This window comes from Rhizobium sp. BK619, assembly GCF_014195245.1.
Lineage (GTDB): Bacteria > Pseudomonadota > Alphaproteobacteria > Rhizobiales > Rhizobiaceae > Rhizobium > Rhizobium acidisoli.
This window is the reverse complement of the sequence record NZ_JACIBH010000005.1, coordinates 236,476-254,474: the sequence shown is the minus strand read 5'-3', so window position 1 is coordinate 254,474 and position 17,999 is coordinate 236,476. Positions and strand designations below refer to the sequence as shown.

The window sequence follows — 17,999 nt, the reverse complement described above, 5'->3', positions numbered from 1 at the left end:
TGATCCGGGGAGGATAGAATGCGGGCAATTCTGGCGATCGACCAGGGCACGACCAATTCAAAGGCAGTTCTCGTTTCCGAAAAGGGAGAAATCGTCGGCAGAGGTTCGGCTCCCGTCGGCATCTCCTATCCGAAGCCGGGCTGGGTTGAACAGGACCCGCGCCGGCTTTACGCCTCGGTCCGCGAAGCGGTCGACGCCTGCCTGAAGGCCAGCTCGGCTGTCACCATCGAGGCCGTGGCGATTTCCAACCAGCGTGAATCCGTCACTGCCTGGGACGCCGAAACGGGAGAAGCGCTTGGACCGTTGGTCAGCTGGCAGTGCCGCCGAACGGCACCCGATTGCGAACGGCTCATTGCCGAGGGCCACCTCGACCGGGTGCAGGCGCTCACAGGCCTGCCCTTGGATCCGATGTTTCCGGGTTCCAAGTTCCGATGGCTGCTCGACAGTGTTCCGGCCGGGCGATCGGTGCGGCTGGGAACGGTCGACAGCTGGCTGGTCCACTGCCTGACCGGCGGGCGCCGGCATGTTTGCGATGCGTCGAATGCCGCCAGGAGCCAGTTGTTCGATCTGCGGGAGCAGAGATGGAGCAAGGAGCTTGGCGAGATCTTCGGCGTGGATATCGCGCTCCTTCCCGAGGTGCTCGACAGTTCTGCCGATTTCGGCAGAACGCAGGGATTGCCGGGGGTGGCGGATGGCACGCCCATCATGGCCGCGATCGGCGACAGCCACGCTGCCCTGTTCGGTCACGGCGCCTTCACGCCGGGCGACGGCAAGGTGACCTTCGGAACCGGCTCTTCCATCATGACGACGCTTGCGCAATACATTGCCCCGCGCAACGGCGTCACAACCACGGTCGCATGGCGTATCGGGGGAAAGCCGACCTTCGCTTTCGAAGGCAATATTCTCGTCTGCGCCGCCAGTCTTCCCTGGATGGCTGATATTCTCGGCCTTGCGGATGTGGCGGCGCTTGTCGAACTTGCGGAAAGTGCCGAGCCGGGCGGACCCGGCTTCGTGCCGGCATTCGTGGGGCTGGGGGCACCTTACTGGAATGCCGATGCCCGCGCCCTGTTCTCCCAGATCAACTTCAATACCACGCGGGCGCAAATGGCGCGGTCGGTCACCGATTCCATCGCCTTGCAGGTGCATGACGTGATCGCGGCCATGCGGGCGCAGAGCGGCGGTGCGCTCGGCGCGCTCTATGTGGATGGCGGACCGAGCCAGAACCGCTTCCTGATGCAGTGTGTCTCCGATCTCATCGACCATCCGGTGATCCAATGCGAAGCTCCCGAGGCATCGGCTTTGGGCGCTGCTTATCTGGCGGGGCTGTCACTCGGCTTGTGGAGCGATCTCGACATGGTGGCGGGGCTGCCGCGAAAGTCGCAAACCATCCAGCCGCAATCCGTGGATCGAGCGGTGCTTCTCGATAGCTGGAATGATGCGCTCGCCCGCTCGACGGCCCGCGAAACAAAGGCTAAAGGTGAATAAAAATTCACTCTGGGATTAGCGATGACTCGCCTCAACGAACTCCGCCTCATTTCAAGGGTCGCCCAGATGTACCATATCGAGGGGCGGCGGCAGGCGGAGATCGCACAGCACCTTCGCCTGTCGCAGGCGACGGTGTCGCGCATGCTCAAGCGCGCCGAGGCTGAAGATATCGTCAGAACCAGCGTGATCCCTCCCGTCGGCACCTACAGCGAACTCGAGAGCGCGCTTCGCGAGAAATACGATCTGCCGGAGGCGATCGTCGTCGAATGCACGGAAGATCGGGACGGCGCCATCATGGCCCGCATCGGCGAGGCCGCGGCGCATCTGCTGGAGGTGACGCTTGCGCCGGGGGAGATCATCGGCGTTTCGAGCTGGAGTCAGACCATTTTCAAGATGGTCGAGAACATTCATCCGCAGAAGAGCGCTCAGGTGAAATATGTCGTCCAGACCCTTGGAGGCATGGGCGATCCTTCCGTGCAGACGCATGCGACGCAGCTGACCACGCGGCTTGCGCGGCTGACCGGCGCCGAGCCGAAACTGCTCCCCGTGCAGGGCGTGACGTCATCCCGAGAAGCAAAACTTCTGATGCAGGCCGATCCGTACGTCCGCGAGACGATGGACCTGTTCGGCAGCATAACGCTCGCGATCGTCGGTATAGGCGCCGTCGAACCGTCCGAACTTCTCGCACGGTCCGGCAACATCTTTTCATCCCGCGAACTGTCCGATCTCGCCGAAGCGGGCGCCGTCGGCGATATCTCGCTGCGCTTCTTCGATAAAAACGGCAAGCCGGTCAAGACACCCCTTGATGATCGGGTCATCGGGCTTCCGCTTGAGGATCTCGAGCGGGTGGAGCGGGTTATCGCTCTTGCCGGCGGGTCGAAAAAGACTGACGCTATCGCCGGCGCGCTGCGGGTGGGGGTCATCGACATGCTGGTGACGGACAAGTTTACGGCGCAGCGATTGATCGATTGACGAAGGCAGGGTGGAGCGCCGCCTCGTCCTTCGAGGCTTCGCCCTCTGGGCTACGCACCTCAGGATGAGCTCTCTTGGGTATTGGCGCGTTAGGAAAGGCTCTATCGCGTCAATGCGCCGTCCCGTCGACGATCACGTGATCGTGGTCCAGCGAGCATTTTTCCACCCGTGCCTCGACCCTATAAATCTCCCGCAGCATCTCGGCGGTGACCACATCTCTTGGGGCGCCGCAGGCGCGCATGCGGCCGTTGGCGATGAGGAGGACTTTGTCGGCGAAGCGGAGCGCCTGGTTGAGGTCGTGGATGGCGATCAGCACCAGCATGCCTTTTGCGCGGGCCCGGCGGCGCATGAAATCGAGGACCTCGACCTGGCGGTGGAGGTCGAGCGCGCTTGTGGGTTCGTCCATCAGCATGATCTCGGGCTCACGGACGAGCGCCTGGGCGATCGAGACGAGCTGGCGCTGGCCGCCGGACAGCGCTCCGAGATCGCGGAAGGCCAGCGCGGTGATATCAAGTGCTGCCATGATCTCGTCGATGAAGCGCAGGTCGCTGTCGCCGACCGCCCAGGACTGGCCTTGCTTGCGGGCGAGCAGGATGGATTCGTAGACGGTCAGCACCGCATTGGCCGAGCTATCCTGCGGCATGTAGCTGATGGCGTTTTTTACCTTCGAGCCTTCGACGACGACATGGCCCGGGCCCTTGAGCAGGCCGGTGATGCGCTTGAAAAGCGTCGACTTGCCGGCGGCGTTCGGGCCGATGACCGCGACGATCTCGCCGGATTTCATTACGGGTGTCGTCACGTTCTCGACGAAGAGCTTGCGGCCATGATAGGCGCCGACCGATTGCAACTGAAGCGCTACCATGACCGGCTCCTGTTCGAGAGGATGAGCGAGAAGAAGAAGGGCACGCCGACCAGCGCGGTGATGATGCCGATCGGAAAGACGACGCCGGGGATGATCGACTTCGAGACGATCGAGGTCAGCGACAGCAACAGTGCGCCTGACAGGATCGAGCCCGGCAGGAAGAAGCGCTGATCCTCGCCGAGAATCATGCGGGCGATATGCGGCCCGACCAGGCCGACAAAACCGATGGTGCCGACGAAGCTGACGGGGACTGCGGCAAGCAGCGAGACAACCAGCATGGTTTCCAGCCGGATGCGGCGGACATTGACGCCGAAGCTGGCGGCCTTGTCCTCGCCGAGGCGGATGGCGGTCAGCGCCCAGGCATTGCGGGCAAAGAGCGGCAACGCGATCAGCAAGACGGCGAGCGTCACCCAGATTTTCGGCCATGTCGCCTTGGTCAGGCTGCCCATCGTCCAGAAGACGACCGCCGACAGCGCCTGCTCGGAGGCGAGATATTGCAGGAAGGCGAGGGCCGCATTGAAGGTGAAAACCAGGGCAATGCCGAGCAGCACCACCGTCTGCACCGAGACGCCGCGGGCCTGCGAGACGAAATGGATGAAGAGCGTGGCAATCAGCGCCATGACGAAAGCATTGACCGGCACGAGCAGGCCGGCGGCCACCGGCAGAAGCGGAACGCTGGTGACGATCGCAAGGGCTGCGCCGAAGCTTGCCGCCGCCGAAATGCCGAGTGTGAAGGGGCTGGCGAGCGGATTGGCGAGGATCGTCTGCATCTGCGCGCCGGCAACGGAGAGCGAGGCGCCGACGACGATCGCCATGATGGCGACCGGCATGCGGATGTTCCAGACGACGGCGCGGACCTGATCCGAAACGGAGGAGGGGTCGAGGAGGGCGGCCACGACCTCACTGAGGCTGTAGCGGGCCGGGCCCCAGGCGAGATCGACGGCAAATGAAAGACAGAGCGCTGCCGTCATGGCGGCGAGGATCAACAGCTTGCGCCGGGCGAGCGCGCGGTAGCGCTCCCTCCCGGCTTCGGCTTCGATCGATATGGCGGCGATCTCGGCCATATCTGCTTTACTCAGCTGCCTTGGCGTCGACCCAGTAGCCCGGCTGATAGGCGACCGGCAGGAATTTTTCGTGGAATTCCTTGAAGGTGGCATCCGGATCGAGATCGGCAAAGAGGTTTGGGTGGAACCACTTGGCGAGTTGCTGGACGGCGACGAATTGATAGGGGCTGGTATAAAACTGATGCCAGATCGCATGGACATTGCCGCCGGCAACCGCCCTGGAGCCGGTGAAAGCCGGATTTTCCATCAGCGTGTTCAGCGCCTTGCGGCTGTCGCCGAAGGTGGATGCGGCATTCGGGCCGACATTGACGAAGTCCTTGGCGTCCTTGGTCTGGCTCCAGTTGGAGCCGGTGACGACGATGACATCGGGGTTGGAAGCGACGACCTGCTCGGCATTGATCGAGCCGGTGTAGCCGGGCAGGAAATCGGAGCCGAGATTATGGCCGCCGGCCCAATCGACCATCAGGCCGAAATTGTCAGGCCCGAAGGTGCCGCAGCATTCCACCAGGCCGGCGGCGCGGTACATGAAGACGTTCGGCTTTGGCGGATTGGCCGCCTTCAGCCTGTCGGTCACCCGCGCCATCTGCTCCTTCCAATAGGCCGCGACGGCTTCGGCGCGGTCCTCATGACCGAAGAGCTTGCCGAGGATCTTCAGGCTCGGCTCGGTGTTGGCGAGGATGTGCTCGCGAAAATCGATATAGACGATCTTGACGCCGATGCCGGCGAGCATGTCCTCGAGCTTCACCTCGTCGGCTGCCGTCTTGTTGCCGATCGGCAGCAGCAGCACATCGGGATGCAGCTTGACGACCGTCTCGGTCTGCAGCGTGCCGTCCGTCAGATTGCCGAGAAAGGACAGGTCCTTGCCCTTAGGGAATTTCTCGACATAGGCGTTGAAACCGTCCTTGTCGGTGGTCCAGAGATCGTTGCGCCAGCCGACGATCTTGGCGAAGGGATCTTCCTTCTCGATCGGCGCGACGGCGTAGAGCATGCGGCCTTCCCCAAGGATCACACGCTCGACCGGCTTGTCGAAGCTGATTTCGCGGCCCGCGACATCCTTGATGGTGAAGGACTGCGCCCAAGCCGAAAGCGGCATCAAGCCGGCAATCGCAGCTGCGGAAACTGCGAGCATTTTCACGAAATTCATCTGGAAATTCCCCTGACGTCTGAATAATGTCCGCAGGCATAAGAAATATGACTTTGTTAATCAAGTTATATGTTTTAGAGCGTTTCCAAACTGATCCGATGCCGGGGCTCTCAAGATGAATTCGATGAATACAAATTACTCCATCCGCGACGAAATCCGCGATTTCTGGTCGGAGAGGGCTGAAACCTTCGACCAGAGCGTCGGCCATGAAATCTTTTCTGAAGGCGAGCGAAAGGGCTGGCAGCGGTTGATCCGTAAGCATCTCGGCGCGGGGCAGGGACGGGCAGCGCTCGATCTTGCCTGCGGCACCGCCGTGATCTCGCATCTGATGAACGATGTCGGCTTCAAGGTCACCGGGCTAGACTGGTCGGATGCGATGCTGGCGCAGGCGCGCGCCAAGGCGAAGAAACGCGGCACCGATATCCGCTTCGTTTCCGGCGACGCCGAAAACACCATGGAGCCGAAGGACAGCTACGACGCCATCACCAACCGGCATCTCGTCTGGACGCTGGTGGATCCGGCGTCGGCCTTCAAAGAATGGTTCGCGGTGCTGAAGCCGGGCGGCAAAGTGCTGATCGTCGACGGCAACATGGGCAGGGAGACCTGGGTCAAGGGCCTGCAGAAGCTTTGGACGAAGCTCACGGGCAAGCCGGCGGCGAGCCACATGTCGCCTGAGATGATGGCGCGGCACCAGAAGATCCGCTCCCGCGTGCATTTCTCCCATGAGATGCCTGCCGAAGCGATCGTCGAGCTTCTGCGCAACGCCGGTTTTGTCGACATCGTGATCGACCGCAAGCTTGGGGACATTCACTGGGCGCAGGCGCGGAAGATGCCGTTTCTGCGGGGGCTGGAGCGGATGGTGCAGGAGCGGTTTGCGATTTGTGCGCGTAAGCCTGGGTGAGGGGGCTGCGGCTTCTCCCTCTTCTCCCCAGCGGGGAGAAGGTGGCCCGAAGGGTCGGATGAGGGGGCGGCACGGCACGCCATTTACTATTGCCCTTCGCTTGCGCTCAGCGCATGCGCTCCTGTCGTCGCGCCCCCCTCATCTGCCCTGAAGGGCATCTTCTCCCCGCTGGGGAGAAGAGGGAGCCTGCCGCACTGTATCCCGGCCCTTCGCTTGGGCTCAGGGCGTTCGACGCTGCGATCGATTCACTGGATCGATCGATCGCTCCCGCTTTGCGGGACCGCGTCTCACCCACCGGTGACACTCATATGCCGCGCCACCGCCGGCCTGTTATGCGTGCGGTCGATAATGAAGTCGTGGCCCTTTGGTTTGCGGGTGATGGCTTCGTCGATGGCGGCGTGGAGGAGGGCGTCGTCTTCAGTGGCGCGGAGTGCGGCGCGCAGATCGGCGGCGTCGTTCTGGCCGAGGCACATATAGAGCGTGCCGGTGCAGGTGAGGCGGACGCGGTTGCAGCTCTCGCAGAAATTATGGGTCATCGGCGTGATGAAGCCGAGGCGGCCGCCGGTCTCTGTGACCCTGACGTAACGGGCCGGGCCGCCGGTCTGGTAATCGATATCGGTGAGCGTGAACTGTTTCTCCAGATCCGCGCGCAATTCGGAGAGCGGCAGGTACTGGTCGGTGCGGTCCTCGTCGATCTCGCCCATCGGCATGGTTTCGATGACGGTGAGATCCATGCCGCGGCCATGGGCGAAACGCAGGATTTCGGGCATCTCGGCGTCGTTGAAATCCTTGAGTGCTACGGCGTTGAGCTTGATCTTGATGCCGGCTTTCTGAGCGGCATCGATGCCTTCCATCACCTTGGCAAAATCGCCCCAGCGGGTGATCTTGCGGAATTTGTCGGGGTCGAGCGTATCGAGCGAGACGTTGATGCGGCGCACGCCGCAATCATAAAGTTCCTCGGCATGGCGCGACAGCTGCGAGCCATTGGTGGTCAGCGTCAGCTCGTCGAGGCCGGAACCGATCTTTTCGCCGAGCCGGCGGACCAGATACATGATGTTCTTGCGCACCAGGGGTTCGCCGCCGGTGAGCCGGATCTTCTTCACGCCCTTGGCGACGAAGGCGGAACAGAGACGGTCGAGTTCCTCAAGCGTCAACAGGTCCTTCTTCGGCAGGAAGGTCATATTCTCCGCCATGCAATAGGTGCAGCGGAAATCGCAGCGATCGGTGACGGAGACGCGGAGATAGGTGACTGCCCGGCCGAAAGGGTCGATCATCGGATGTGCATCCGCCGTGAGAGGCGATGCGTTGCCTATCGTTCCGACTCTCGTATTCACCAATTCCTCCGCGGGCGGATCTGAAGCGCGCCAGACCAGATGCCTGCCTGTTTTCAAGCGATATCTTTCTATGTGTGCATATGTGATTGCGCCGTCAAGGGAAACGGATTTCGCACACGCTAATTTGCGCTTGCCTCGAAAAAGGCGAACGCCTACTGCTCCAGAGGAAAGAGGTGACAGAGATGAGCGATATCTGGCCGAGCGAACTTCGTGTTTCGAAAGACCGGCAGAGGCTGGCGATAACCTTCGACGACGGCCAGAGCTTCGACCTGTCGGCCGAGCTTTTGCGCGTGCTGTCGCCGTCGGCCGAGGTGCAGGGCCACGGGCCGGGACAGCGGGTGACGGTGCCGGGCAAGCGCAACGTCGCGATCATCTCGATGACGCCGACCGGCAATTATGCCGTCAGGATCGGCTTCGACGACATGCACGATACCGGCATCTACACCTGGACCTATCTGCGCGAACTCGGCGAACGGGGCGCCGAGCTGTTTTCGGCCTATGAGGACGAACTTAAAGAAAAGGGCATGAACCGCGACACGGCGGAAAAGCCGCGCTGAATTTCACATAACCAGCCATCGGGGGGCCATATGGCGAAAACGAACGGAAAGAACTGGCTGCGCGCCAAGGGGAGCGCGGCCGGCAGCAAGGTGACCTTTCTCGAACTGTTCTTCGATCTGGTCTTCGTCTTTTCGATCTCGCAGCTTTCGCATGCGCTTGCCGCCCATTATACGCCGCTCGGTGCCGCCGAAGCGGCGCTGATGACCTTTGCCGTCTGGTGGGTTTGGATTTTCACCGCCTGGGTGACCAACTGGCTCGATCCCGACAAGATGCCGGTGCGCGGCATGCTGGTGGCGCTGATGATGCTCGGGCTGCTGCTGTCAGCCTCCATTCCCGAGGCCTTCGGCGACAAGGGGCTGCTCTTTGCCGGCGCCTATGTGGCGATGCAGGTCGGGCGCTCGCTGTTTACCACCTATGCGATGACACGCGTCGACCGCGCCAATACGCTGAATTTTATTCGCATCACCACCTGGCTCGTGGTGGCCGCCGTCTTCTGGATCGCCGGCGGGCTGCTCGAGCATGAGGCCCGGCTGATCGCCTGGGTGATCGCGCTGGCGATCGAATATGCCGGCCCGGCCGCGGGCTTTGCCGTGCCCGGGCTCGGCCGCTCGAAGCCGAGCGACTGGGACGTTTCCGGCGCGCATATGGCCGAGCGCTGTGCGCTCTTCGTCATCATCTGCCTCGGCGAGGCGATCCTGGTTTCCGGCCGCACCTTTTCGGAGCTGCCGGTTTCGGGGCTGACCGGCATCGTCTTCATCACCGGTTTCATCGGAACGGTCGCCATGTGGTGGCTTTATTTCCGTTTTGGCCACGGGCGCGCCGCCCACCGCATCGAGCATGAGGCGACGCCGGGAGCGTTGGCGCGGCAGGCTTTCACCTACGGGCATATCCCGATCCTCGCCGGCATCATCGTCCATGCGGTTGCCGTCGAGTTCATGTTCTCGCATCCGCACGAGATGGGCGATTTCGGCATCGCAGCCGCGGTGCTCGGCGGCTCCGCCCTGTTCCTGATCGGCAATCTCTGGTTCAAGGGCGCGACCAGCGGGCAGCTGCCGCTGTCGCATCTGGCCGGCCTGGTGTTGCTGATCCTGCTTGCCTTCGCGGCACCCTTCATCGAGATCTATCTGCTGGGCATTCTGGCGACGCTGGTGCTGATCGTCGTCGCCGCCTGGGAATACCGCTCGCTGAGCGGTACATCGCCGGCGCCGACGCTGCATTGAGGACCTGCCGGTATGAGCCGTGACATCACATCCGAAAAAATTCTGGCCCGCTATGCAGCAGGAGAACGCAATTTTCGGGGGCTGGAACTCGACGATGGAGCTTACGATTTTAGCCATGCCGATCTTCGCGGGGCGGTCTTCGCCGGAAGTTTCATTGTTGCGAGCTTCGCAAGCGCGAACCTTGAAGGCGCAGACTTTTCCGATTGCAATGTAAAAACCTGCGACTTTTCGGGCGCAAGGTTGGCATCGGCAACCTTCCTCGGATCGGCAATCGATGCGGCCGTCTTCAATGGCGCGGATCTGACGGGCGCTATCTTCGAAAAGGCCGGTGCCTTCGGGCATATTTTCGGCAAGGGCGAATTGCCGTCACACTGAGGGTGGCTGGCGACAATTCCTACGAAATCGATCTGCTGAACGAGATTTAGTCCTCGTCCCTGAGATCCTGTAGCAACGCGCCGATGATGCGCTCCATAGAATCTGCGGTCGCCATGCATTGCTCGATCGGCTCGTCGGAGAGCGTGCGTTCGATGAGGTCGGTCTGGATCGCCATCGCCGCCTCGGTCAACCTTCGGCCTTCGCCGGTGAGGTGGAGGCGCAGCACGCGCTTGTCTCGTTCGTCGCCGCGCCGCTCGATCAGCCCGCGCTTTTCCATCTGCGGCAAGAGCATGCTCATATTGGAGCGGCCGACCAGCAGCTTGCGCGCCAGCTCCTGCTGCGAGATGCCTTCGAAACGGTAGAGATTGATCAGAATGTCGAGGTGCGGCGGCTTGATGTCGAGATAGGCAAGCGAGCGCGTCAGCGATTGCTGCATCAGCTGGCAGGCGCGCGCCACCGCGATCCAACTGCGAAAACGCGGATGATCCCAGGGAAGGGATTGATTTTTGTTCATCGTTGTACTTTATTGTTCAGTGTTGAACAGTCTTTTGGATTCTCACTATGGCAAATTTTGCGCTTGAGGTCACCCGTCTGGGGTTTTCGGCTCTGCAGGCGATTTCGCCCGATCTGGCGGGCAGGGCGGCGTTCCGGCTGTTCTGCCGCACACCGTCGCCGCGGCCGAAGGGAGCAAGGGCGAAGGCGGCGCATGCCGCGGGCGCGGCCCGGCTGGCCGGCGCCGAGCGCTTCACTCTCAAGCTCGCCGACGGGGCGAAAGCGCATGCCTATCGGCTGAATGGCGGGGCGCTGGGAAAACGCCGGCGTTTCCTGGTGACGCATGGCTGGGGCTCGAGCGCCGAATATATGGCCGAGCTGGTTTCGATGCTTGCGGCAACGGGTGCGGAGGTGGTGGCGCTCGATTTTCCCGGCCACGGGCGGGCGGCCGGGCGTTTCCTGCACATGGGGCTTGCGGTCGGAGCGATCGCCGCGGCCGCGGCTCGCTTCGGCGCCTTCGATGCGGTTATCGGCCATTCCTTTGGCGGTGCGGCGCTGATGGTTTCAGCGGCGGGCCTGTTGCCCGGCGTGGCGCCTGTTGCCTGCGAGCGGCTGGTGCTGATCGGCGCGCCAAGTGAGATGGCCTGGCTGTTTACCGATTTCGGCCGGATGATTGGCCTTCGCGCAGCTGCGCAAGGGGCGCTGGAGACGGAAGTCCAGCGCGTCACCGGCCGGAGACTTGACGAGTTCGATGCCGGCAATACGGCGGGCGCAATCGGCCGGCCGGTGCTCGTCATCCATGCCGAGGACGACAAGGAGGTGCCGCCGGCCCATGCCAGGCGCTATCAGGCCGCCGGAAGGGAGGTCCGGCTGTTCTGGGCGAACGGCTTCGGCCATCGGCGCATCGTTGGCGCGGCGCCGGTGCTTGCCGTGATCGCGGCATTTCTCGACGGCGATCGGGGCGAAGAGGGTGTTTCCGACGAAAGCATCAAAAAAGATGCGGAGATCATTCCGTTTTTTGAGCTTCCGGCGCGGCGCGCGGCATTGTAGCGTCCGTCGCAACGATCAAGCCGCGGCGGGACGCCTCATGAAAATCATCAGCAGCATCGAAGAGCTCAACAGGATCTACGGCGCCGGCCTGTCACAGGCCTCGGTCGACAAGGTGACCAAGCGGCTGACGCCGCTCTATCGGGCGATGATCGATATCTCGCCCTTCGCAGCACTTGCGACCGTCGGGCCGGAAGGGCTCGACTGTTCGCCGCGCGGCGATCTCGGCGGCGTGGTGCGCGTCGTCGACGACGAGACGCTGCATCTGCCGGACTGGCGCGGCAACAACCGCGTCGATTCACTCTCCAATATCGTGCGTGATCCCAGGCTTGCGCTGCTGTTCCTGATCCCGGGCTCGAACACGACGATGCGCATCAACGGCCGCGGCATCGTCTCGGATGACGAGGCGCTGCTTGCAAGCTTCGAGATGGACGGCAAACATCCGCGCACCGTCGTCGTCATCTCGATCGACGAGGTCTATTTCCAGTGCGCGCGCGCCGTGATGCGGGCCGAACTATGGAACGCTGAGCATTTCGCCGATCCCGCAAAGCTACCCAGTCCCGGCCAGATGCTGAAGGCCGCGGTCGGCGATTTCGACCAGGAAACCTACGACCGGGAATGGCCCGGCCGCGCGGCGAAGACGATGTGGTAAAACCGCCGTGGCGCGGAACGGCCGTCAGGTCTTGTAGATCAGCCAGCTCTTGGTGAAATCCTTCTGCATGCCGTCCTGATAGAGGATTGTGCAGTTGCGGCCGGCATTCTTGGCGCCGTAAAGGGCGATGTCGGTCTTGCTGTAGAGTTCGCCGGCATCCTCGGCGCTGGAGGCCATGCAGATGCCGATCGAGACGGTGATCGGCCCGTAATTGACCCGCGTGCGCGAATTCTTGAACGGGGTCGTTTCCAGCGTGCGGCGAATGCGCTCGGCGATTGCCGTGATTTCCTCAGGCGTATTGCCGTCGATGATGAGGGCGAATTCCTCGCCGCCGGCGCGGGCGACGAAGACGTCACGCCGGACGTTGCTGCGGATGACGGAGGCGACGGTGGCAAGGATCTTGTCGCCGACGGGATGGCCGTAGGTGTCGTTGATCTTCTTGAAATTGTCGATGTCGGCGAGCAGCAGGGCCGTCACCGGCCGCATGCCGGGATTGTTGAAGACGGCGGCGAGGCGCTCGTCGAAGGCGCGGCGGTTGGACAGGCGCGTCAGCGAATCGGTGTTGGCGATCCGCTTGTATTCGTCGAGTTCCTTGCGGACTTGGTCCATCTCCTGCGAGCGCTGGACGACGTCCTCGACGGTGCGTTCGCCGTGCGCCATGGTGTCGCCGGTCGCCTGGCTCAAAAGTTCGATGGCGTTTTCGATCAGCTCGACGCTTGCATTGCTCTTGGAAGTGATGCGCTTATGGGTCTCGCCGAGCAATCTGGTATAGCTTTCGAGCGAACTCTGTTCCTGCCTCAGGATCCGCAGCAGGCCATCGAGTTCGCCTGATATGCGGGTATGGGCGTCATCGACGACGCGAGCCGGGCTGCTGGTGAAATATTGCGCGCCGAGCGCGTCGAGTTCGGCCTGCGTCGCCTGGCTGCCGAGCGCTGAAAGCTCCCGGGTGAGCGCCGGATTGGAGCCGATATAGGCCTCGTAGAAGAGTTCGTAATTGCGCGGTATCGGCGCAACGCCCATCGAGCGCATGGCATAGGTGATCTGGCCCGCAACATCGGGAACCTGCACCTTGGGCGCGACAGCCGTATTCATCCGGCGAACTCCTCATATATTCAAAGGCAATATTCTATTTGGTAGCTTAAATTTCTTGGGAAAAGATTAAAGCGATATATACCAAATACTACATACGACAATTGCCCTATAGGTCAATACTTCCGGCAGGCCCATGATTCTGCACGTAAAAACGGCTCTTTGGCGAGACAGTGCATACTCATTGTATAGGAGTGGTGTCTGAAAAACTTACAGTTCTTCTCTTGAGGAGATCGTATTCGACTTGTCGATATCACCCCAGGTTCAATTCCTGGAAGAAATCATTGCCCTTATCGTCGATGACGATGAAGGCGGGGAAGTCTTCGACCTCGATCTTCCACACCGCTTCCATGCCGAGCTCGGGATATTCGAAGACATCGACCTTGCGGATGCAGTCCTGGGCGAGGCGGGCGGCGGGGCCGCCGATCGAGCCGAGGTAGAAGCTGCCGTGTTTCTTGCAGGCCTCGCGCACCGCCCGTGACCGGTTGCCCTTGGCGAGCATCACCATCGAGCCGCCGAAGGACTGGAACTGGTCGACGTAGCTGTCCATGCGGCCGGCCGTCGTCGGGCCGAAGGAGCCGGAGGCGTAACCGGCCGGCGTCTTGGCGGGGCCGGCATAGTAGACCGGGTGGTTTTTCAGGTAATCGGGCATGCCTTCGCCCTTTTCCAGCCGCTCGCGGATCTTGGCATGGGCCAGGTCGCGGGCGACGATGATCGTGCCGGTGAGCGACAGGCGCGTCTTGACGGGATGTCTCGACAGTTCGGCAAGCACGTCGGCCATCGGCCGGTTGAGGTCGATATGCACCGTCGATTCCGACAGTTTTGCCTCATCGATCTCCGGCATGTATTTCGACGGATCGCTTTCGAGCTGTTCTATGAAGATGCCGTCGCGGGTGATTTTGCCTTTGGCTTGGCGGTCTGCGGAACAGGAGACGCCGAGGCCGATCGGCAGCGAAGCGCCGTGGCGGGGCAGGCGGATGACACGCACGTCGTGACAGAAATATTTGCCGCCGAACTGGGCGCCGACGCCCATCTGCTGTGTCAGTCTGTGGATTTCCTTCTCCATCTCGAGATCGCGGAAGGCGTGGCCGCTTTCGGACCCTTCGGTCGGCAGCTCGTCGAGATAGCGGGTCGAGGCGAGCTTGACGGTTTTCAGGTTCATCTCGGCCGAGGTGCCGCCGATGACGATCGCCAGATGGTAGGGGGGACAGGCTGCCGTCCCTAACGTCAGGATCTTCTCCTTAAGGAAGTCGATCATCCGATCATGCGTCAGCAGCGAGGGCGTGCCCTGGTAGAGAAAGGTCTTGTTGGCCGAGCCGCCGCCCTTGGCGACGAAGAGGAATTCATAGGCGTCGGTGCCTTCCTCGTAGATGTCGATCTGGGCCGGCAGGTTATTTCGGGTGTTCTTCTCCTCGAACATTTTCACCGGCGCGAGCTGCGAATAACGCAGGTTCTTCTTCTCATAGGCATCCATGACGCCGCGGGCGAGTGCGGCGGTATCGCCGCCCTCGGTCCAGACCCGGCGGCCCTTCTTGCCCATGATGATCGCCGTCCCTGTATCCTGGCACATGGGCAGCACGCCGCCGGCGGCGATATTGGCATTCTTCAACAGGTCGTAGGCGACGAAGCGGTCATTGTCCGTCGCCTCCGGATCATCGAGGATCGAGGCGAGCTGCTTCAGGTGGCCGGGGCGCAGCAGATGGTTGATGTCGGCAAAGGCGGTTTCGGCAAGCAGGCGGATGCCTTCCGGCTCGACGGTCAGGATCTCCTGGCCCTTGAAGCTGTCGACCGAGACATAGTCGCCGCTGATCTTGCGATAGGGGGTGGTGTCCTTGCCGAGCGGGAAGAGATCGTCAGCCATCGAAGTGACCTTTCTGGTGTGCGTCGCTAATTTGGAACCGGTCTAAATCCGCCGCGGGGCAAAAGCAATCTGGATGCGGCCGGACTGTGGAGAGGAGCCATGTCGTGCCGCGGTATGCAGTCGGCATGATACACGCGGTAGGCGAGTGATGGAAAAGGCGAAATCGAAGCCGACGACTTCAGGTTGATTTCCGCTCGGGGCCAGTTCATATTCCCGGCAGCGTTAACCTGCCGGGGCTTCCAATGACAAATGCAAAGCCAACTGCTGTCGACGACCTTCTCGTTTTTTTCGAAAACAATTGGATCCGCGGAGATCTGCTGCGCCTCGCCAGCGATCCCGAGGAAGCGGATATGTATGCCCGCTTCGTCAATGGCGTGCGTATCGACGCCAAACATGGGCCTGACCATGAAACGATCATTGAGGGCAAGTACGGAACCTTCAAGGTGAAACCTGACGGTCACTTCACATATGAGCTGGACTACACGCTCGACGTGGTGAAGAATTTAGGGAAATACGATCAGCTCATCGAGACGCTGAGCTACAAGATGTCCGATGGCTCAGGGGGCACGGACCTCGGCGTGCTGACGCTGGCGATCGACGGCGTCAACGAAGGCGAAAAATACCACGAGGTCCTGGATTTCGACGACATGGGCGTCACGTCGAGGGCGGATAATTTCTTCCTTCCCGACTATCGGGGCTTTGCGCTCTCCGTGAACGGCAGTCAGGAACTGACGCTTCTGAACGGGTTCGTCTACGATACCATCCCGGGCGTCGACGCCATCACCGAGGACGGCTTCAGCGATACCGTCCTATCCCCCGGTTCGGCGCCCGTGACGTTGAAAATGGTCGACGGCGGGGATTTCACCTTTCAGAGCGTCTCGATCGCAGAACTGTCCGCATTGCCCTTTCACCTGACGCTCACTGCCCTGAACGACGGCCAGATTGTCTATCAGCAGGAGCTTGAGGTCACTGGCCCCAGTCTCGAGGTGAATCTCGAAGACATTGAAGAAGTCCGCTTCGATTTCATGGGAAATTCTGTCGTGATGGACAATTTTTCGCTGTTGGTTTGAGGTTTGCCGGCACGTCTATCTCCCTCATTCCTGTGCTTGTCACAGGAATCCAGTGCGCCCAAGTCTTTGGGCGCGAGAGACTTTTTCGTTACGATCTGATTCATTCACGGCGCGGACGCGCCGTGGCTGGATTCCTGTGACGAGCACAGGAATGAGGGAGGAGAGGCGGCATACCACCCCAACTAACCTATTTCGGGCCGATCATCGTTTCCGGCCGGACGATCGCATCGTAATCCTCCGCCGAGACCAGTCCACTCGCAAGTGCCTCTTCCTTCAGCGTCGTGCCGTTCTTGTGCGCGGTTTTGGCGATCTTGGCGGCTGCGTCGTAGCCGATCTTCGGGGCAAGGGCGGTCACCAGCATCAGCGAGCGGTCGAGGCCGGCCTTGATGTTGTCTTCGCGCGCTTCGATGCCGACGACGCAATTGTCGGTGAAGGAGACTGCGGCGTCGGCCAGCAGCTGCACCGATTGCAGGAAATTATAGGCCATCATCGGATTGTAGACGTTGAGCTCGAAATGGCCCTGGCTATCGGCGAAGGTCAGCGCGGCATGATTGCCGAAGATGTGGATGCAGACCTGGGTCAGGGCCTCGCACTGGGTCGGGTTGACCTTGCCGGGCATGATCGAGGAGCCGGGCTCGTTTTCCGGCAGCGCCAGTTCGCCGAGGCCGGCGCGCGGGCCGGAGCCGAGCAGGCGGATGTCGTTGGCGATCTTGAAGAGGGCGGCAGCCGCCGCATTGATGGCGCCGTGGGAAAAGACCATGCTGTCATGCGAGGCGAGCGCCTCGAACTTGTTCGGCGCGGTGACGAAGGGCATTTGGGTAATGGCGGCAATCTCTTCGGCGACCTTTTCGGCAAACCCCACCGGCGCATTGAGGCCGGTGCCGACGGCGGTGCCGCCCTGGGCGAGTTCGCAGAGGCCGGGCAGAGTCATTTCAATGCGCTTGATGGCGGAGCCGACCTGGGCGGCATAACCCGAAAATTCCTGGCCGAGCGTCAGCGGTGTGGCATCCTGGGTGTGGGTGCGGCCGATCTTGATGATGTGGCTGAATTCGGTGACCTTCATGTCGAGGGCGGCATGCAGGTGCTTGAGGCTTGGCAGCAGGTGATGGGCGATCCGTTCGGCGCAGGCGATATGCATCGCCGTCGGGTAGGTGTCGTTCGACGACTGGCTCATATTGACGTGATCGTTCGGATGCACCGGCTTCTTGGAACCCATGACGCCGCCAAGCATTTCTATGGCACGATTGGAGATCACCTCATTGGCATTCATGTTGGACTGCGTGCCCGAACCGGTCTGCCAGACGACAAGCGGAAAATGCTCGTCGAGCTTGCCGTCGATCACTTCCTGGGCGGCATCGACGATGGCTTGGCCAAGCGCGGGGTCGAGCTGGCCGAGCGACATGTTGGCGCGGGCGGCCGCCTGCTTGACGATGCCGAGGGCACGCACGATCGACAGCGGCTGCTTTTCCCAGCCGATCTTGAAATTGCCGAGCGAACGCTCGGCCTGGGCGCCCCAATATCGGTCGGCGGCGACGTCTATCGGGCCAAAAGTATCGGTTTCGGTGCGGGTTGCGGTCATCGGCCTTGCCTTCCCTTTACATGCTGTTTTCGGTCATCCGAGCAAGATGAGGTCTTATAGGTTGGAACGCCCGACAAGAAAACCGGACCCTGTGCGAAATATTGAAATTGAAAGTCATGTTTGGGTGGGTTGTAGGGCGTGCTTTTTCGGCCACTTTGAAAATTTTATGCGTCCAGGCGATTTCGTCCCACTGGCCCGGATGCGAAAATTCGGTAAAAAATTAACTAATAATTTCATAATTTTGTGTGAACTTCTGCGCAGCGCCGCGCAGGATCTCCGTCACACAAAATTGAG

At 61.5% G+C, this 17,999-nt stretch carries 17 protein-coding genes; 9 read left to right on the top strand and 8 right to left on the bottom strand.

The window, feature by feature from the left end; genetic code table 11:
* Window positions 1–18: 18 nt before the first annotated feature.
* Together FHX14_RS11510 and FHX14_RS11505 are read left to right on the top strand one after the other, a co-directional pair.
* The gene (locus FHX14_RS11510; RefSeq protein ID WP_184377183.1) at window positions 19–1,485 is read left to right on the top strand and encodes an FGGY-family carbohydrate kinase; all 1,467 of its coding nucleotides are present in this window, start codon (window positions 19–21) and stop codon (window positions 1,483–1,485) included.
* A gap of 21 nt (window positions 1,486–1,506) precedes the next feature.
* Entirely contained in the window at window positions 1,507–2,457 is a 951-nt protein-coding gene (locus FHX14_RS11505) for a sugar-binding transcriptional regulator (protein WP_054182988.1), read from the top strand.
* Between the two features lie 109 nt (window positions 2,458–2,566).
* Here the strand turns inward: FHX14_RS11505 and FHX14_RS11500 are convergent, their stop codons facing one another.
* The 3 genes from FHX14_RS11500 to FHX14_RS11490 are packed head-to-tail and all read right to left on the bottom strand — an operon-like array spanning window position 2,567 to window position 5,527.
* Window positions 2,567–3,319: an ABC transporter ATP-binding protein gene (locus FHX14_RS11500; protein WP_184377182.1), complete on the bottom strand. Its 753-nt coding sequence runs from the start codon at window positions 3,317–3,319 to the stop codon at window positions 2,567–2,569.
* Entirely contained in the window at window positions 3,313–4,383 is a 1,071-nt protein-coding gene (locus tag FHX14_RS11495) for an iron ABC transporter permease (RefSeq protein ID WP_184377181.1), read from the bottom strand. The genes FHX14_RS11500 and FHX14_RS11495 overlap by 7 nt, the downstream gene beginning before the upstream one ends.
* A gap of 7 nt (window positions 4,384–4,390) precedes the next feature.
* Window positions 4,391–5,527 (bottom strand): ABC transporter substrate-binding protein, encoded by a 1,137-nt coding sequence (locus FHX14_RS11490; protein WP_184377180.1) that lies wholly within the window; start codon window positions 5,525–5,527, stop codon window positions 4,391–4,393.
* A 115-nt stretch (window positions 5,528–5,642) separates the two neighbouring features.
* Here FHX14_RS11490 and FHX14_RS11485 point away from each other — a divergent pair, with 115 nt between their 5' ends.
* The gene (locus FHX14_RS11485; RefSeq protein ID WP_184377179.1) at window positions 5,643–6,428 is read left to right on the top strand and encodes a methyltransferase domain-containing protein; all 786 of its coding nucleotides are present in this window, start codon (window positions 5,643–5,645) and stop codon (window positions 6,426–6,428) included.
* A 287-nt stretch (window positions 6,429–6,715) separates the two neighbouring features.
* Here the strand turns inward: FHX14_RS11485 and moaA are convergent, their stop codons facing one another.
* On the bottom strand, window positions 6,716–7,762 hold the full coding sequence (gene moaA, locus FHX14_RS11480) for a GTP 3',8-cyclase MoaA (RefSeq protein WP_184377178.1): 1,047 nt from the start codon (window positions 7,760–7,762) through the stop codon (window positions 6,716–6,718).
* Between the two features lie 182 nt (window positions 7,763–7,944).
* On the opposite strand from moaA, the gene FHX14_RS11475 reads away from it, so the two are divergent.
* The 3 genes from FHX14_RS11475 to FHX14_RS11465 are packed head-to-tail and all read left to right on the top strand — an operon-like array spanning window position 7,945 to window position 9,915.
* Window positions 7,945–8,319, top strand: a complete 375-nt coding sequence (locus tag FHX14_RS11475) for a DUF971 domain-containing protein (protein ID WP_003586110.1) — start codon at window positions 7,945–7,947, stop codon at window positions 8,317–8,319.
* A gap of 30 nt (window positions 8,320–8,349) precedes the next feature.
* A complete protein-coding gene (locus tag FHX14_RS11470; protein ID WP_184377177.1) occupies window positions 8,350–9,540 on the top strand; it encodes a low temperature requirement protein A in 1,191 nt (396 codons plus the stop codon).
* Window positions 9,541–9,552: 12 nt separating this feature from the next.
* Window positions 9,553–9,915 carry a pentapeptide repeat-containing protein gene (locus FHX14_RS11465; RefSeq protein ID WP_184377176.1) on the top strand — a complete coding sequence of 121 codons (363 nt, stop codon included), beginning with the start codon at window positions 9,553–9,555 and terminating at the stop codon, window positions 9,913–9,915.
* Window positions 9,916–9,961: 46 nt separating this feature from the next.
* On the opposite strand, the gene FHX14_RS11460 is transcribed toward FHX14_RS11465, so the two are convergent.
* Window positions 9,962–10,429 carry a MarR family transcriptional regulator gene (locus FHX14_RS11460; protein ID WP_184377175.1) on the bottom strand — a complete coding sequence of 156 codons (468 nt, stop codon included), beginning with the start codon at window positions 10,427–10,429 and terminating at the stop codon, window positions 9,962–9,964.
* A 47-nt stretch (window positions 10,430–10,476) separates the two neighbouring features.
* Here FHX14_RS11460 and FHX14_RS11455 point away from each other — a divergent pair, with 47 nt between their 5' ends.
* Together FHX14_RS11455 and FHX14_RS11450 are read left to right on the top strand one after the other, a co-directional pair.
* Window positions 10,477–11,457 carry an alpha/beta fold hydrolase gene (locus FHX14_RS11455; RefSeq protein WP_184377174.1) on the top strand — a complete coding sequence of 327 codons (981 nt, stop codon included), beginning with the start codon at window positions 10,477–10,479 and terminating at the stop codon, window positions 11,455–11,457.
* A 37-nt stretch (window positions 11,458–11,494) separates the two neighbouring features.
* Complete coding sequence (locus FHX14_RS11450) at window positions 11,495–12,106, top strand: pyridoxamine 5'-phosphate oxidase family protein (protein WP_184377173.1); 612 nt, start codon at window positions 11,495–11,497, stop codon at window positions 12,104–12,106.
* A 24-nt stretch (window positions 12,107–12,130) separates the two neighbouring features.
* Here the strand turns inward: FHX14_RS11450 and FHX14_RS11445 are convergent, their stop codons facing one another.
* Together FHX14_RS11445 and FHX14_RS11440 are read right to left on the bottom strand one after the other, a co-directional pair.
* A complete protein-coding gene (locus FHX14_RS11445; protein ID WP_003586120.1) occupies window positions 12,131–13,198 on the bottom strand; it encodes a GGDEF domain-containing protein in 1,068 nt (355 codons plus the stop codon).
* 250 nt (window positions 13,199–13,448) lie between these two features.
* Complete coding sequence (locus FHX14_RS11440) at window positions 13,449–15,056, bottom strand: fumarate hydratase (protein WP_184377172.1); 1,608 nt, start codon at window positions 15,054–15,056, stop codon at window positions 13,449–13,451.
* A gap of 242 nt (window positions 15,057–15,298) precedes the next feature.
* On the opposite strand from FHX14_RS11440, the gene FHX14_RS11435 reads away from it, so the two are divergent.
* Window positions 15,299–16,126 carry a VCBS domain-containing protein gene (locus FHX14_RS11435; RefSeq protein ID WP_184377171.1) on the top strand — a complete coding sequence of 276 codons (828 nt, stop codon included), beginning with the start codon at window positions 15,299–15,301 and terminating at the stop codon, window positions 16,124–16,126.
* Between the two features lie 187 nt (window positions 16,127–16,313).
* Here FHX14_RS11435 and fumC read toward each other — a convergent pair whose 3' ends face one another.
* Entirely contained in the window at window positions 16,314–17,705 is a 1,392-nt protein-coding gene (fumC, locus tag FHX14_RS11430) for a class II fumarate hydratase (protein WP_179610430.1), read from the bottom strand.
* Window positions 17,706–17,999: the final 294 nt, after the last annotated feature.